The organism is Halioxenophilus aromaticivorans, assembly GCF_042850945.1.
GTDB lineage: Bacteria > Pseudomonadota > Gammaproteobacteria > Pseudomonadales > Cellvibrionaceae > Halioxenophilus > Halioxenophilus aromaticivorans.
Genome location: NZ_AP031496.1, coordinates 3,954,854 through 3,970,408 on the forward strand (window position 1 = coordinate 3,954,854; position 15,555 = coordinate 3,970,408).

The following is a 15,555-nucleotide window of genomic DNA, read 5'->3' on the forward strand; positions in this document are numbered from 1 at the left end:
TCAATGGGCCTCCGCGCTGCCACCGCGTATTTTATCCACCAGGGTTTTGATGCCTACCAGTACACCACCAGCAACGATGCCGACCACGGCGTTGAGCAACATACCGGAGATCACTTCCATCACTGTGGCTAAAGGCAAATTGTGCACCCACTCTTCCAACACGTGGATAACGTCGTGGCCGCCGGGGATACCGTGCAGCAATATGCCGCCGCCCACCAAAAACATGGCCGCGGTACCAACAATGGTTAGGGTTTTAAGGATATAGGGGCAAACCACCAAAATGCCGCGGCCCAATTTATTGCTAAAGCTGCTCTTTTCTGGCTCAGAGAGGTAAAAGCCGAGGTCGTCTAGCTTAACGATGGCGGCCACCAAACCGTAGACTGCCAGGGTGATTAAAATGGCAATGGCCACAACCACGCCCAAACGCACACTAAAACTGGCATCGGCTACAACGCCTAGCGCGATAACCACAATCTCAGCCGAGAGAATAAAATCGGTGCGCACAGCACCTTTGATCTTCTCTTTTTCGAATTCTGCCAAGTTGATGTTGGGGTCGGCCAATGCCTCTTTGCGGGCTTCGTGCGCCGCGTCCTTCGGCCCGTGCAGCCATTTATGGAATACTTTTTCAAAGCCCTCGAAGCACAGGTAACCGCCGCCCACCATTAGCAGTGGCGTTATTAACCAGGGCAATACAGCGCTGATTAACAACGCCGCCGGCACCAAGATGCACTTGTTGATTACAGAGCCTTTAAACACAGCCCAAACCACGGGCAGTTCCCGCTCGGGTTTTAACCCGGTCACCTGTTCTGCGTTTAGCGCTAGGTCATCTCCCAAAACGCCGGCGGTTTTCTTAGCGGCTACCTTGGTCATCACCGATACATCGTCCAGCACCGTTGCTATATCGTCCAGCAGCGCGAGCAAGCCTGCAAATGCCATAGTCCTATCTCCTTTTGCAATGGCGCCACTATACCATTCTTATCTGGCCATAGCGCCAGTGGCTCTCTCACGCCCTGGGGTGGGCCCATAGTAATCCAGCAATCGTACAAAACCAGCCCTACCATTTGGAGCCTATGACTGGAGACGGTTATTTGCGTTTAGAGGGTTGGCTTTGCAAATGATAATTTACGCGCCACAGACTGTTCATAAAGTCGCAATCAAGTTGTAACAATCGGTTTTTAGGCTATGGGCGGATTTAGAACTAATACACCATGGAGTGAACCGATGAGTCAGCCTGAAAACCCAAAACAAACAGAAGCAATGCTTCACGACGACGTTATCCCTACTACCAATAAAACCAACAACCGTACCTTTGCCGACGTGCTTAAAGTGAACCTGTCTCGTCGCAGTGTTCTGCAAGGTACCGCCGCAGCCACCGCTGCCTCTGCTGGTTTTTTTGCGCCGGGCGCGTTGGCCAATATGTGGAGCAGCTCTGCACAGAAAGCCGACTCCGGTGAGTTGGTTGGGTTTCAACCAGTAACCTTAGAAGCGGCCAATGCGGTTGACCAAACCTGGCCTGTTATATCTCCAGACTACGACTTCCAAGTACTGATTCCTTGGGGCACCCCGCTCGAGCCAGGCGCCTGTGAAGAATGGGCCGGTGACCCAGACACTCGCCCAAGCCCAGAAGACGCTGCGCTGCAAATTGGTGTTGGCCACGACGGCATGTGGTTCTACCCAGGCGATGCTAAAAAAGGCTACGGCATTGAAGGCTACGAGTTTGTATCCACCCACGGCGTACTGTGTATTAACCACGAATACGGTAGCAACACCCACGTACTGGGCAAAAGTGCTCCCGAAAACCTAGACGACGTGCGTCGTATGCAACACGCCATGGGCGTATCCGTGGTTGCCATCGCTAAGCGTAAAGGCGGCTGGAAAAACGTTAAAGACAAAAAATCACGTCGTATTCATGCCAACACGCCGTTTATGTTCTCAGGCCCTGCTGCCAAATCTGACTTGCTGAAAAATGGCGCCGGTAACGTACCTCTGGGCACCTTGAACAACTGCGGTAGCGGCCCTACTCCTTGGGACACTTACCTCACTTGTGAGGAAAACTTCAACGGTTATTTTGGCGCCTCCATGCCAATGGTTCTGTCCGAAGAGCAAGAGCGCTACGGTTTATCTGAAAACGGTTCTGGCTACGGCTGGTACAACTTTGACAAGCGCTTTGATCTTTCCGATGACGACTACGCCAATGAGTGCAACCGCTTTGGTTGGATTATGGAAATCGACCCCTTCGATGCCACTCAAACGCCTGTTAAGCGCACTGCCCTAGGCCGCTTTAAGCACGAAGCCATCGCCATTGGCGTTGCCGCCGACCGCCGTGTTGCCGCTTACATGGGTGACGATGAGCGCTTTAACTACTGCTACAAATACATCTCTGATCGCAGCATTGAAAACTGCGAAGCGCGTGGTGTGAGCCCACTGGACGAAGGCAAATTATACGTTGCCAAGTTCAATGACGACGGCACCGGTGAGTGGATGGAACTAACCATCGAAAACCCCGTTCTGGCCGAGCGTTTTGCCGACCAAGGCGAAGTACTGATTTACGCCCGTATCGCTGCCGACTTGTTGGGCGCCACCCCAATGGACCGTCCAGAGTGGACCACCGTTGGTAAAGACGGCGAAGTCTACTGGACCATGACCAACAACTCCCAGCGTACAGAGCCCAACGCAGCCAACCCAGAAACACCAAACACCCACGGCCACATCATTAAAACCACCGGCGGCCACGTGAACACCAGTTTCCGTTGGGAAATCTTTATGTTGGCGTCTTCCACCAGCGGCACCGAAGGCTCTTTTGCCTCACCAGACGCAGCCTGGGCCGACGCCTACGGCCGTTTGTTCATCGGCACCGACGGCGGCCAGGACGATGGCCTACAGGATCAACTGACTGTACTGGACACCTCCAACAAAAACGCCATGCCTAAGCGTTTGTTTATGGGCGTTGTTAGCGATGAGATCACCGGCTTCACCATCACTCCAGACCAGCGCACTGCATTTATCAACATGCAGCACCCTGGTAACGGTGACCCAGCCGCAACTAACTTCCCAGCGCCACGCGATTACATGACCATTCCTCGTGACTGCACCATCGTAATCACCAAGAAAGACGGCGGCATCATCGGCTCTTAAATGTACCGATAGCGCTGTAAAAAAGGCCTCCATCGTGAGGCCTTTTTTTTTTATTACATATAGACCACCTATAAGTGCATATTTTGCACTCCGTGAGGTGGTTTGTGAGTAATCCACTTTCTAACCCAAACATAAAGTGCAATACTTGCACTCCATGCTCATCCGTCGTATACTGTGTGCATAAGTTGCCCGTAGAGGTCATTTGATGCCCACAATTTTGTCACTTAACAACGAGAACCCCCTTAAAGAAGGGCGGGATTCGTTTGCAGGTTTGACGGAGAAGCATCGCGCTATCGCCGAAAACCTGGTGAGTGACTGGCATGCAAAAATCTCCCTGATGGGTGAAACAGAAAACTCTACTGCTGACAGTTATCTTGTAACGGTGAAGCGGCTTCTCTCTTTCACAGGTAAAGCGCCTTGGATGCTGCGAAAAAAGGATGTTGTCGATTTTCTGGCATTCCGGCAGAACGAGCGAGACGGAGTTCCACTGGCTGAATTGACTGTCGCGGCATACGGTTCAGCTTGGAGGAGTTTCCAAGCGTATATGTTGATGCAGGATGTGGCTAACGAAATTTCTGTAGCCGCCGGGCAGCGGCCACAAGAATTTATCGACGATCAAAACTGCATTCCAGTTCGGCGAGCCAAAAGTGACCAAACGCCCAAAGGCTGGGCTTTAACCCCTGAATTTATCGACAAAATAGAAGATGAATTGCTGCACATGATCAGCATCGCAAAGAAACGCCGCAGCAAGGCTTATTACGCATTGATCCGCGATAGAGTGATGTTTCACCTCGCAATACATTTCGCTTTGCGCGTATCTGAGCTGGTCACGCTTACCCTAAAGCAGTTTAGTCCTCATACGAGCCCCAAAATGCGCGAGAAATTTGGGAAGTATGGTGCGCTTACCGTTTCCGGAAAAAATAAAGTGACCGGGACAATTCCCATGCGCGATGAGGCAATTTACCGATTGCTTATTCTTTACATAGAAAAGGTTCGTCCCAAGTTATTGCTTCGCCGTTCTCGAAAAGAGGAAAATAACGGTCTGACTTCTTACAAGGGGAAAACCTACGCTGTTGCTGACTTGCTTTTCTTTTCTGAACGCGGGAATGTTCTGAATCCTCGCAGCTTCAGGAAGCGCCTAGAAGAGCTTTCAATGGCTGTAATGACGCCCCAGAAAATGACTCCCCATACACTTCGGCATACAGGCTGTACTCTGATGGCACCCTTGTATTCACCGGATGTGGCGCAAAAATATATGAGGCATAAAAACCTCGCAACGACACTTCATTACTATCATCCTGACCCGCTTAATGCCGGAGCGCATTTGAATCCGGACTATGATGTAGCTGGCTGGTTTGAAGATGAAGAGGACGAAGATGATTATTAAGGACTGCCTATGAAAATCACACTTAAAAACAATGTGCGAACCACAATGGCTAGCCGCGATATTACGATGTGGAAGGATTTGGCGGAGCGATTGAAAAACAATCAGGACTATTCCATCACACGCACATCACTGGCGCGTCAGATCGAGCAGGAAACACCAGCGTACTCGCTGTCCTTAATTGAAGCGCTTTGTAATGAATTGCAGTGTCTTCCAAATGATTTGTTCCGGATTGAGATCACCGACGCTACTGCCGATGATATTCGCAATCTGACTCGGCGGGAAAAGCCCTTTGAATTTGGGCATATCATTGAGGCGGATTCTGCTACCTCGAAAGAGAGTCCGGCAACTAATGCTGACTCGGCAAGTCAGCAACAAGATGATTTTGATGATGAAGATGAGCTGGTTGGAGGCAGGGTCTCCCACCAGAATGCTGGAAGTATACGCAAGCGAGAAAAGTAAAACGTGACTGAAGCAATCTGCCAAATTTGCCTTGGGTTATTCACGGTCGAATCGCATCGTCGTGCGTATAGAGTGCGAAATTGCCAGCACCAGAAGGCCTCCCCTGGCGGAGACTGCTGGTTCGAGCAAGAGGGATTGATCAAACTCATTGCAGAGTCTATGGCTCTGCGTAAACCGCCTAATCCAACATCCGCAGAACTTCGCGACCATTTGCTGCGTGGTTTGCAAGGAGCCGCTACAGTCAATGAGAACGTAGCTCGACAGCATGTTTCTGGGCTTTCCTCTGAGGAGCGGTGGTCATTGCTGAAATTCGCTTCTGATGGTTTGCGCGACTGGCTTTTAACGACGTATCGCGAGCGTGAGCTAATTGCTGTTGAGCCACTACAGCCGGTTCGTTATCCCGATCTTCCAGAAGGGCTGCTGGGTCGCCTCAAAGAATGGGAGGATAAAAATCGTCGCAGGCTAAATACTCGCATCGAAAACGGCCACTCGCGTGCATCAACAACACTGCGACGGCGCATGGTGGAACCAATCGCCCTGGCAGATTTCCTCGCAAAAAATGGAATTACTCGGTGGGACGCTATGAAAATGAGCGACCGGGTTGCATTTGCAAAGACTCGTCCCGGAGTCGCACAAAGGAAACTGAGAACTTTCCTATCTTTCATCGATAGTGGTAATGCCTTCAAGGTCAAGCGAGGTCGCCCGCCCAAGAAAGCTGGGAAAGTGGTTCGCGAGACTCGCCAGATTCCCATTGTGCAGCCAGATGAATTAAAAGAGCGCTTGAGTGAAGCGCGAAAGCGGCTGTCTCCTGAGCAATATTTACTGTTTTGGCTTGTGGCTAAACTTGGATTAACTGCCAAGTCTGCCTATGACCTCACCTTGGATTGCATAACCATTAATTCAGAAGGGCGGTTAGTAATCCGGCCCGCCGAAGCCTGGTTTGCTCTACCGAAAAGTATTGCGCCGATAATGAAATCCTTAGCGCAAGCTGCCGACTCCTCTTGGCCATATAAGAATCCTGCCAAAGCGCCAGCTTTGCCAGTAATGCATTCAGTCATCAAACGGCACCGAATGGGCACGGAAATATTTCAAAATGAAACAACATTATTGAGGTCTTCTGCGATATTCGCCGCTATGCACGAGGGTCAGCTCGACCGAAAAACACTTTCTGCGATAACGGGAGTATCAAAACAGACTATTTCAGAAATGGAGTTCCTTGTTCCAGCCGATATTCACAGCCTGGTTAGCCACGACCTCGTTGCTGCCCGCAATCGCGCAATTCTCGGGAATAACGATGACTAGCCGTGTTTGGTTTGTGTATTTGCTTGGTTGCCGGACTGGTCGAGTCTATACAGGTGTCACACCCGACTTAGAAGCGCGTCTCTCCAAACATCAAAACGGCACTGGAGCGATGTTTACTCGCCTTAACCAACCAGAGCAGTTGTTAGCGGCAAAAGCTTTTCCCAGCAAAGTTGAAGCGATGCAGCTTGAATATCAAATAAAACGCTTAGGGCGCTCACAGAAATTGTTGCTAGCTTCACGGTGGTGTGAGGAGTATCCGCTGCACAAGCTCGCTGAGCAGTTTCCGTCGCTCGTCGAGTATGTCGTATAACTGATACTGAACATCGGGCGTAACAGACCCGACCTGAACTCCGCAGACAATGGCTGAAATCAACGCCCAGTCTGGCATGGCATTGATTCTCTCAACCATTTGCCCGCATTCAAAGCCGCCAAGCAAGCCCTTCATGGGATGCAGCGTTGGGAAATCAGGCGATCCTAGCTTAGCCAAGGAATCCTTGACGTTCAGCCCGCAGGAGAGCAGTGAATTGCCCTGATCCAAGGCAAACAAGATATTTGGCTCGTTGTCTTTGCCCTCGTCGAGCTGTCCCTTGATATTGAGGTCTCTATCCTCATTACCAATCCACAGATCAAAGACCGCGAGTTGCGCAGCCTCTATCGGATGCCTTTCACATAGGCGTTTGAACTCCCAGTAGAAGCCGGATTCATTGAAAGCTCCGTCGGGTGCTGGCGGCGCGTCTGGGTCAGGTTCAGCCTCAGTAAAGTCGAAAACACGGGCGTCGTGATCCGCAACCCACAAGCTGGCGAAAAGAGAGATACTGGGGTCAACGCCATCGCGAGCAGCCACACCAATTGCTACGGGTAGGCCGAGAAACTGAGCAAGTCGATTTGCAACCAGCTCTGAATAGACCTGAGTAGGGTTTTCGACACCATCGCGTTTAACGGCTACTTGAAGCTGTCCAAGTCGAGCCTGCGTAGTAGTGCGTTGCGCGAGATTGGATTCCTCTCCCGTCAGAAGATAGCTCAGTATCGCCACGGTTGGCCCTCAAGGTTGCTCAAAGGCCCAGTCGTCTGAAAGCCTCTCAGCTTGGTTAACAACCCGCTCAAGGGCGTCAGGTGCATCGTCCGGTGGATACTTATGCGTTTTCAACAGAACCTTGATCATTAACCGCATCCGAGCGCGTGCATCACCACGTTTCTGCCAGTTGATGGTGGAAGATTTACGAATTTGGTCTGTCAGTTTGACAGCCAACGACCTCAATACAGGATGACCCAGTTCGCGCACTGCTGACTCGTTTACGGCTAATGCTTGATAGAAGGCCCATTCTTCATCAGACAGATCATCAGGTGGCTTTGAAGCATTCAGCTCCTTGGCCAGTTTGATCATCTCCTCGATGATCTCTACAGTGTGGAGGCCACGGTTCTGGTATTTGTTAATCGCTTCTTCCAGCTTTTCTGCGAACATTGTTTCCTGCATGGCGTTCTTACGGCCACGGGCTTTTATCGCATCATTGAGCAGCCGCTCAAGCAGTTCTGACGCCAGACTTTTTTCCGGCATGGCGCGTATCTGTTCGAGGAATTCTTCATCGAGCAAGCCTATATCCGGTTTATCTATTCCCAATGTGCCGAATAAGTCGGTTACGCCCTCTACGATAACGCCTTTGGCCACAAGTTGTCGCAGAGCGGCTTCCTTTTCAGCTTTCGAACGGCCTTTGCCTGCCGCTGTGTGTTTACGTAGCGATACGGCAATGGCTTGCATAAATCCGATTTCTTCACGAAGTATCAAAGCTTCCTTAAGGGTGCCTGCCAAGGCTTGCGCTTTGCCGAGTTTGGCAACACTGTCCAGGTAGGATTTTACCGACCAGCCGTGTTTATCATTGCCCTGTTCATCAGTCTTTTTCTGGGCCTGAGTCAGAATATGGTTCATTGCTGGGCCGAGCAGTTTCAAAGCCGTTTTGGCATCCGTGAAGCCCTCGTAATTAAACCCGGCAAAGAATGTCTTGCGAATAGCGTCTATGGTGTCGAGCAATATGCCCAACGCCTCGCCGGAGACATCAACTGGGGGCTTGTCGCTATTAGCATCGCGAGTATAGGTCTTGATCGCTTTCTTAAGTTCTTCGCCAAGGCCAATGTAATCCACGACCAAGCCGCCGGGTTTGTCTTTCCATACCCGGTTTACACGGGCAATCGCCTGCATCAGTCCGTGGCCCTGCATCGGTTTATCTACGTAGAGTGTGTTGACGGGCGGAGCGTCGAACCCGGTCAGCCACATATCGCGAACAATCACCATCTCCAGTTCATCATCGGGGTCACGCAGGCGCTTTTTCAATAGATCACGCTCGTGTGCTTTTGTCTGGTGTCGTTGAAAATGCTCCGGGTCTGATGCTTTGCCGGTCATTACAACCTTAATCTTACCCTTGGTTAGTTCATTACTGTCCCAGCCCTCACCAGCGCGTTTGCAGACCGCATCGTACAGCCGTACAGCGGCCTCTCGACTGATTGCCACTACCATGGCCTTACCTTGAGGCATCGTCTCCCTGCGAAGCTCCCAGTGCGTTACAAGATCATTTGCAAGCGTGTCCAGTCGGCCATCTGCCATGGCAATGGCTTCTAGCCTGGTTAATCGGCTGACGGTGCGATTGTTATCTTCGACATCTTCGGCTTCAGCGCTGGCAAGAAACTCATCCTGCAAAGCCTGGCGTTCGGCTTCGTTAAAGCTGAGATCAATAACCCTCGACTCATAGGAAATGGGGACTACCGCGCCGTCTTCCTGAGCGGCCTGCATGTCATAGACATCAACGTACGAACCGAAAACTGCTTCGGTGTCGCGGTCATCCAGTGATACTGGAGTTCCTGTCATGCCAAGGTAGATAGCCTTTGGTAAAGCATCGCGCATGTGCTTTGCCAAACCGTACTTCTGCTCGCCGGTCTTTGTGTCAGTTTGCGCAGTGATGCCGTACTGTGTTCGGTGAGCCTCATCTACAATCACGACGACGTTCTCTCGATCACAGAGACTCGGTACTCGGCTCTCGCCTTGTTTGGGCGCAAACTTGTTGATAGTGGTGAAGTACAATCCACCAACTTCCGTTTCCGCAAGCATGGCCCGCAAGTCGTCCCGGTCTTCCGCTTTTCTGGGTGTTGCTTTCAGTGATTCACTGCATCCTGCAAACGTCTCGTATAACTGGTCATCCAGGTCAATACGGTCTGTTACAACAACGATAGTCGGGGCACGAAAGGCAGGGTGGTCACGCAATGCCATCGCATAAAACACCGCAAGAAAGCTTTTTCCTGAGCCTTGGGTAAACCAAACAACACCGCCTTTGCCATCCTTCTTGTTCTCAAGTGCGTCAACAGCGCGGGCAACGGCCTTGTTGACCCCCTGATATTGGTGCCACTGGGCTATTACCTTGACCGATGGAGACCCGTCACTGATTGCGTAAGCCACGGAACCACGGAAGTAGCGCAACAAAGTTTCCGGCGCTAAAAGGCCTCTTACCAGCACCTCCAGTTCCATCAAGGTGTTGTCGGTGTTCTTTTGATCGTTGATGAGTCGCCAGTAGCCATGCCGGGCAAAATCGGCGGTCACAGAGCCATAGCGAGCATTAATGCCGTCGCTGAGTACGTTTAAGAGGTTGTAATGGAATAGCTGCGGAATATCGGCCTTGTAGGTCTGAATCTGGTTGTAGGCCGACTCTATGTCTGCGTTTTCGTCTGCTGGGTTCTTAAGTTCAATAACGACGAGCGGCAAACCATTGATGAAGATCACCACATCGGGGCGGCGGATGTTTTGTCCGTGAACGGTGAATTGCTGCACGGCTAACAGATCGTTGCTAAGGGGATTTTCAAAGTCGAAAACTTTCAGGCGCTCGATTCCTCGATGACCGTCACTACCGACAACCTCTACCTCAACGCCACCGCGTAGCCACCCATAAATTTCACGGTTGCCATCAATGACGGACTGATTCGAATAATCAGCCAGGCGGGATACAGCGGCGGCCTGAGCCGCTGCCGGTATGCCGGGGTTCAAGCGTGCAATAGCATTCTCTAAACGTGGCCGGAGCACTACCTCGGTATATTTCGTGCGGGCCTCTTCGGGGCCACCAAGCGACACATCCTCACCGGTCAGGCAGGCATATCCTAGCCCCTCAAGCCATTCCAGGGTCAGAGATTCGAGATGATCTTCTTTCATTAGAATGCGTCCATAATTCTAAAATATACTTAATTATCATTATGTTAGTATTGAAAAGCCAGTATTCCGTACGGGTAAGCCGCATTGACATCAATTATCACTTAAATTACAGTGCGCTCAGCTCATCAACCATGTGTTGAAGGAGTTACGAAGCCGTCCCCTGGGGCGGCTTCAGCCTTTCTGGGTCTTCCAAAATGCTTCATATCGCTTCTTAAGCTTCTGTTGTTGATGCCCTCTTTCCACTGGGTAGGCTGTCCAAGGCAGTACATAATCTCCTCGGTCGGCGACAACCATCAGATAGCTAAAGTCCTCAAATGACAGTAAAACTCTGGTCTCGTTGCGGCGTTCTTCTGCCCACCAGATAACTCTCGCTTTTGATTCACCTGGAGGTAATTCATCGTGTTCCTCCATCATTGGACTGGGCCAGCGGATATGCTCGCAACGTCGCAAATCAGGTGTCCGATCTTCCTCTGAGCTTCCTTCAGAAATCATGTGCCAAAACGTGGCACTTTTTCCATCATACTCAGGGTGACGCTTCAAGCCGACTCGCTTATTCAGCCACTTCGGCTTTGATGTAACAAAGTCCTTTTCAAAGGCCGAATGCAGCGCTTCAAGATATTCATTCCAGTCGCCGTTAAAATCCGAGAAGAGCATTAAGTCCGGCAGCCAATTATCACTCATGCAGATAGGCTCCAGATTGGCCGCGCCACAGGAATAAATTGAATTTTGGCTCTCTAAGGAGTGTAGATGCCTTTAATGAGTACCCGGAGCGTTGGCGAAGCCGATCAATAAAACTGTCTTTCCCAGCATTACCTGACAAGTCACGATTGACGTAAGCGACAGCGCCAAGCAGTAGGTCAGATAGTTGTAGTTGCTCAACGGCATGCGATTCCACAACTTGTACGCGCTCTATGATTTCACGGTCGAAATCATAGAGATTATTGCAGAGCACGTCGTGGAGCTTACTGACTTTCTTGGCGCTTCGGGTATCTTTCTTGTCGAGGTATATTCGATGGCCGGTCTGTGGCTTGATGATGGGTTCTAGTAACCGGAACATCATCTTGAAATACCAGTCATCGTGATCCTGATTAAACGCGCCATGATTGAGGCAAGTTTTATCTGCAACAACAGCCCTAAACGACAAGTCATCGTCGTCGAAGAAGTAATCTAGCCAATCTCGATAAAAGGCCGCCTTGGCGGGAGATATTTTGTTCCACTTGCATTCAAACGAAGGGGCGAATCCGTGATCCTGCTTGATTTCCCGGAGCCTGACCGCAATTTCACGGGCCTTGTCTACAGGGCAGACAACCGCCCCCAGCACCATGATTTTTTCGCCATCATTAGGAAGATGGCAGCTTTCATCGCAGTATATATTGATCGATTCAGTCATAGTGCCTTTATAGACTCAAAGTGTTTCAGCCTGATAGGACGGCGCAGCACCTTGACTATCTGTTCCGCGTTCATGATTTTGCATGCATTTTGTCGATTGATTTCTTAATTTCTTTAAGTTGATCCGGAAGCTGGGTGATGCTGTAAAGCGCCTTCAACTCTTCGGTTTCGTCCTTCAGACCCCAACTGAATATCGTAGTGTCGATAAGAAACTGGTGGCTAAGCTTTCGTCCACGCTCATCTTTGAAGTGAATTCTTCCTCGCAATCCGTCAGGACGGTCTTTTACGTCGGCTGCGACCTCATGCGAAACATCCAGCATCGTAGCTATCGATTCACCGGGAAGCAGCAAACGGATCGCATTGCCCCGCCCAGTTGCGAATTCCTTTGGGGCTTTTTTGCCACCTGAGGAACCTATGGGTTGTGATCCTTCCTCCCAGTCGATGTAGACATCATGTGCCGCCGAACCACCCGCATTTTTGATGCGAAGTAGCACTAGTCCCATTCTGCTTCTGAGATCAAAGAATGGATATGGGTACGGACGTAGTTGTGCCTCGGCCAACTCTGCGGCTCGAAATGCCACCAACGAGGCCAGTGCTGCTGCAAACACAGCCGCTGCCCCAGTGAATGCATTCACAAAGTCTTCATCATGAGTGACGAAAAACTTGTGTGCTGAAAAATAGGCAGCCGCCCCAGAGAGTGTGAGGACAAACCACGTGGCGGCTTTTGCTAACGGAACTAGGCTCAAGGCGTGGTGAATCTTTTGCAATTTTCTCATTCCGCCATCTCCTGTCCGGTTACGGTTTCGGCCTCTGGGAGGCGGAGCTTGCCTGAGATTAGTCGGGGAAGTAGAGCGTCTCGGAGTTGGGCCAGCTCCTGCGACTCGTCTCCCAATTGCCGAATCTTTGCGCGCAATGGATCAATGATGTGATCAAATTTCCTACAGATGCTTTTCCCTGGCAAGGCCAACCGCCAGCGAGCCAGGCTGTCAGGTTGAACCCTTTGTCTCCCACTGGTTCCGGTCATGCTCGAAATGGCGTGTTCCCGAAAAGCATCAAGGCGGCAGAGCAGATATCCAAAATACGAGGGAACCGGAGGTTTCGCCCTTAACACGATAAATTCTGTCGAACCCCAGGCAACTTGGCCGTTGTTGAGGAAATCGACATGCGCAGCTTTCCCATTCTCCAAGCATGGAGTGATGCGCGCTAGCAACGTGTCTCCATTCTGAAATTTCGTACCGGAGCTGAACTCGCGAGGCACAACTTCATCCGGGACATGTCCACGAACAGGCACATTTGACATCTCTAGGTATGGTGCGGGCATACCCTTCTTGAGCGTGTATCGTGGATTCAGTTCGAAAGCGTCAGTGAGACAGGAAGCTTCCCACCCCTTCGGAATCAAACCCAACTCGCTTTCGACGAGTTCATCCGGAAACAAGGCGGCAGTTTCGGCGTCCATGCCGGTAGGGGTGCGGCCTTCCATCTTGGCCTTCACTGGGTCGAAGTCCACGAACCAGGATTTGAAGATGGCGCGGGCCATGGCTTCGAGGTCGGCGGCCAGGGCGCGGTTGTTGGCGATTTTGTCGTCAATGGCCCCAAGCGTTGCGGAGATTTCACGTTGAACAGCCAAAGGGGGGAATGGCAGTGTTAGCTTGCGATAATCATCGCGCCTGACAAATTCCCTCGCAGCTCCAGATGCCCAACCGAGCAAGTCTTGGCTTGCAATGTTGAACGCAAAATGCAGAAACACGGGATCGGCAACTCGATCCTTTGCCCGGATCACCCACATGTTCTGATTCAACAGTGCAGGTAGGTCTTCTTCCTTAACGAGGCCGGTTTTCCCAAGAGTGGCCCCGACCATGACGAATAGCGTGTCATTCGTCCTGAGTTCAAATCGTTCAAATTCTCTGGCGTGCTCTTCTGAAACGAAAGTCGCGCCTTCCCTCGTGATGCGCCCTTCATTCGAAATGTTGACGGTACGCAGCACGAATCTTCCTGAATCGCGGTAGTCCTTGCTCTTGAAGGCATAGCCACCTTTCAGTTCCGCCACTTCCTCAAGGGCTTTCGTAGGGAATTCATATTTCATACCCAATCCCCGCCAGCCGCTGCCGAATCTCGTCTTCCAACTCGCGCCCACGCGCCATCCGCTCAGCCACGCGCGCCGTCAACTCCGCCATCTTGTCCTCGAAGGCTTCGTCATCATCGTCCATGTCCGCCGCGCCGACGTAGCGGCCCGGCGTCAGGGCATAGTGGTGCTTCTCCATGTCGGCCATTGAGGCAGACATGCAGAAGCCCGGTTCGTCGGCGTAATCCTGTCCGTCGCTGAAGGCGCTGCCACGCCAGCGGTGATAGGTCAGCGCGATGGCGTGCAGCTCGTCATCGGTGAAGGCGATCTGCGTGCGGGAAAGTTGCTCCGCGCCTTTCTTTCGGCAGTCGATGAACAGCACCTCTCCCTTGCGGTCGATGCTGCCATTGACGCCCGCCCCCTTGTCCTTGGATAGGAACCACAGGCAGGCGGGAATCTGGGTGTTGCTGAAGAGCTGCCCCGGCAGCGCGACCATACACTCTACTAAATCACTGATAATGAGATTTTTGCGAATCTCGCCCTCGCCAGAGGTCTGCGTGGTCATCGATCCGTTAGCCAGAACAATAGCTGCTCGACCTCGCTGAGACAGACGACTGGCCATGTGTTGCAGCCAAGCATAGTTGGCGTTGTTCGCTGGGGGGATGCCCCATTGCCAGCGCGGATCATCGCTGAGCGAATCGCCGCCCCATTTAGAAATATTGAACGGGGGATTGGCCAGAATGTAGTCGGCGCGCAAATTAGGGTGCTGGTCGTTGGTGAAGGTGCTTCCGTAGGTGTTCCCCAGGTCGCCCCTGAGTCCATGTACAGCTAGGTTCATCTTGCACAGCTTGCGTGTGGTAGCCATGAGTTCCTGGCCATAAATAGGGAGGTCGCCGTCTTTGCCAAGCTGTTTCTCATGCGCGTGCATGAACTTGATTGACTGCACGAACATACCGCCGGAGCCGCAAGCAGGGTCGTAAATTTTTCCTTTAAAGGGGGCGAGTATTTCGACCAGCAGGTTAACCACCGACTTGGGCGTATAGAACTCACCGGCCTTGGCTCCCTCAGATCGAGCAAACTCCCCAAGAAAGTATTCATATACCTCTCCGAAAATATCACGGCTGCCATGCTTGGCAGGGTCGAACTTGAGCTTGGCCAGCTCTTTCATCAGTTCCCCGAGCTTTCCGGCTTCAAGCTCCAAGCGGCCAAAGTCGCGGTAAAGCACGCCCACCAACTCCGGGTTTTCATCTTCAATAGCCTTCATTGCTTTATCCAAGCGCTGGGCTAGGTCATCAGCCGCGATATGGGCCAATAAATCCTCGTAGCGGGCACCTTCTGGAACCCAAAACACATTGTCCTGTGTATAGGCATCTCGGTCAGATGCCAGCTCTGCGGCCATCTCTTGGCGCAAATCACGGTCAACCACGTACATCGGCGAATCCGGCTCTGCCAGCCGATTTTCAATCACCTTGCCCTGTGCTTTGAATATATCGCTGACATATTTCAGGAACACCAATGCCAATACGGGATACTTATACTCTGCGGCTGCCACAGAACCGCGCAGGATATTGGCGCTGTTCCAAAGCGTGGATTTGAATTCTTCGTTGGTCACTGTGCTGTCTTCTCCGTCAGACT

13 protein-coding genes are annotated in these 15,555 nt (G+C 51.6%); 5 read left to right on the top strand and 8 right to left on the bottom strand.

Going from position 1 to position 15,555, the window contains the following annotated elements; translation table 11 throughout:
• Positions 1–936, bottom strand: a complete 936-nt coding sequence (locus tag ACGHM3_RS16975) for a DUF808 domain-containing protein (protein ID WP_345425455.1) — start codon at positions 934–936, stop codon at positions 1–3.
• Between the two features lie 285 nt (positions 937–1,221).
• On the opposite strand from ACGHM3_RS16975, the gene ACGHM3_RS16980 reads away from it, so the two are divergent.
• The 5 genes from ACGHM3_RS16980 to ACGHM3_RS17000 all read left to right on the top strand — a co-directional run bounded on the left by ACGHM3_RS16980 (position 1,222) and on the right by ACGHM3_RS17000 (position 6,593).
• Entirely contained in the window at positions 1,222–3,135 is a 1,914-nt protein-coding gene (locus tag ACGHM3_RS16980) for a PhoX family phosphatase (protein WP_345425458.1), read from the top strand.
• A 205-nt stretch (positions 3,136–3,340) separates the two neighbouring features.
• Positions 3,341–4,522, top strand: coding sequence for a tyrosine-type recombinase/integrase (locus tag ACGHM3_RS16985; RefSeq protein ID WP_345425462.1), 1,182 nt, complete (start codon positions 3,341–3,343; stop codon positions 4,520–4,522).
• A 9-nt stretch (positions 4,523–4,531) separates the two neighbouring features.
• On the top strand, positions 4,532–4,981 hold the full coding sequence (locus ACGHM3_RS16990) for a helix-turn-helix transcriptional regulator (RefSeq protein ID WP_345425465.1): 450 nt from the start codon (positions 4,532–4,534) through the stop codon (positions 4,979–4,981).
• 3 nt (positions 4,982–4,984) lie between these two features.
• Positions 4,985–6,283: a hypothetical protein gene (locus ACGHM3_RS16995; RefSeq protein ID WP_390517296.1), complete on the top strand. Its 1,299-nt coding sequence runs from the start codon at positions 4,985–4,987 to the stop codon at positions 6,281–6,283.
• Entirely contained in the window at positions 6,276–6,593 is a 318-nt protein-coding gene (locus ACGHM3_RS17000) for a GIY-YIG nuclease family protein (protein ID WP_390517298.1), read from the top strand. Before ACGHM3_RS16995 ends, ACGHM3_RS17000 begins: the two co-directional genes overlap by 8 nt.
• On the opposite strand, the gene ACGHM3_RS17005 is transcribed toward ACGHM3_RS17000, so the two are convergent.
• From ACGHM3_RS17005 to ACGHM3_RS17035, 7 genes are all read right to left on the bottom strand, one after another.
• A complete protein-coding gene (locus ACGHM3_RS17005) occupies positions 6,519–7,316 on the bottom strand; it encodes a hypothetical protein (RefSeq protein ID WP_345425471.1) in 798 nt (265 codons plus the stop codon). The two genes, ACGHM3_RS17000 and ACGHM3_RS17005, sit on opposite strands and share 75 nt — an antisense overlap.
• A 9-nt stretch (positions 7,317–7,325) precedes the next feature.
• A complete protein-coding gene (locus ACGHM3_RS17010) occupies positions 7,326–10,469 on the bottom strand; it encodes a type I restriction endonuclease subunit R (RefSeq protein WP_345425473.1) in 3,144 nt (1,047 codons plus the stop codon).
• 171 nt (positions 10,470–10,640) lie between these two features.
• Positions 10,641–11,150: a hypothetical protein gene (locus tag ACGHM3_RS17015; RefSeq protein ID WP_345425476.1), complete on the bottom strand. Its 510-nt coding sequence runs from the start codon at positions 11,148–11,150 to the stop codon at positions 10,641–10,643.
• A complete protein-coding gene (locus ACGHM3_RS17020) occupies positions 11,143–11,859 on the bottom strand; it encodes a DUF3800 domain-containing protein (protein WP_289083343.1) in 717 nt (238 codons plus the stop codon). The genes ACGHM3_RS17015 and ACGHM3_RS17020 overlap by 8 nt, the downstream gene beginning before the upstream one ends.
• Positions 11,860–11,929: 70 nt before the next feature.
• Positions 11,930–12,634: a hypothetical protein gene (locus tag ACGHM3_RS17025; RefSeq protein ID WP_345425488.1), complete on the bottom strand. Its 705-nt coding sequence runs from the start codon at positions 12,632–12,634 to the stop codon at positions 11,930–11,932.
• Positions 12,631–13,941: a restriction endonuclease subunit S gene (locus tag ACGHM3_RS17030; protein WP_345425491.1), complete on the bottom strand. Its 1,311-nt coding sequence runs from the start codon at positions 13,939–13,941 to the stop codon at positions 12,631–12,633. Before ACGHM3_RS17030 ends, ACGHM3_RS17025 begins: the two co-directional genes overlap by 4 nt.
• Entirely contained in the window at positions 13,931–15,532 is a 1,602-nt protein-coding gene (locus tag ACGHM3_RS17035; protein ID WP_345425494.1) for a class I SAM-dependent DNA methyltransferase, read from the bottom strand. Before ACGHM3_RS17035 ends, ACGHM3_RS17030 begins: the two co-directional genes overlap by 11 nt.
• Between the last annotated feature and the right edge of the window lie 23 nt (positions 15,533–15,555).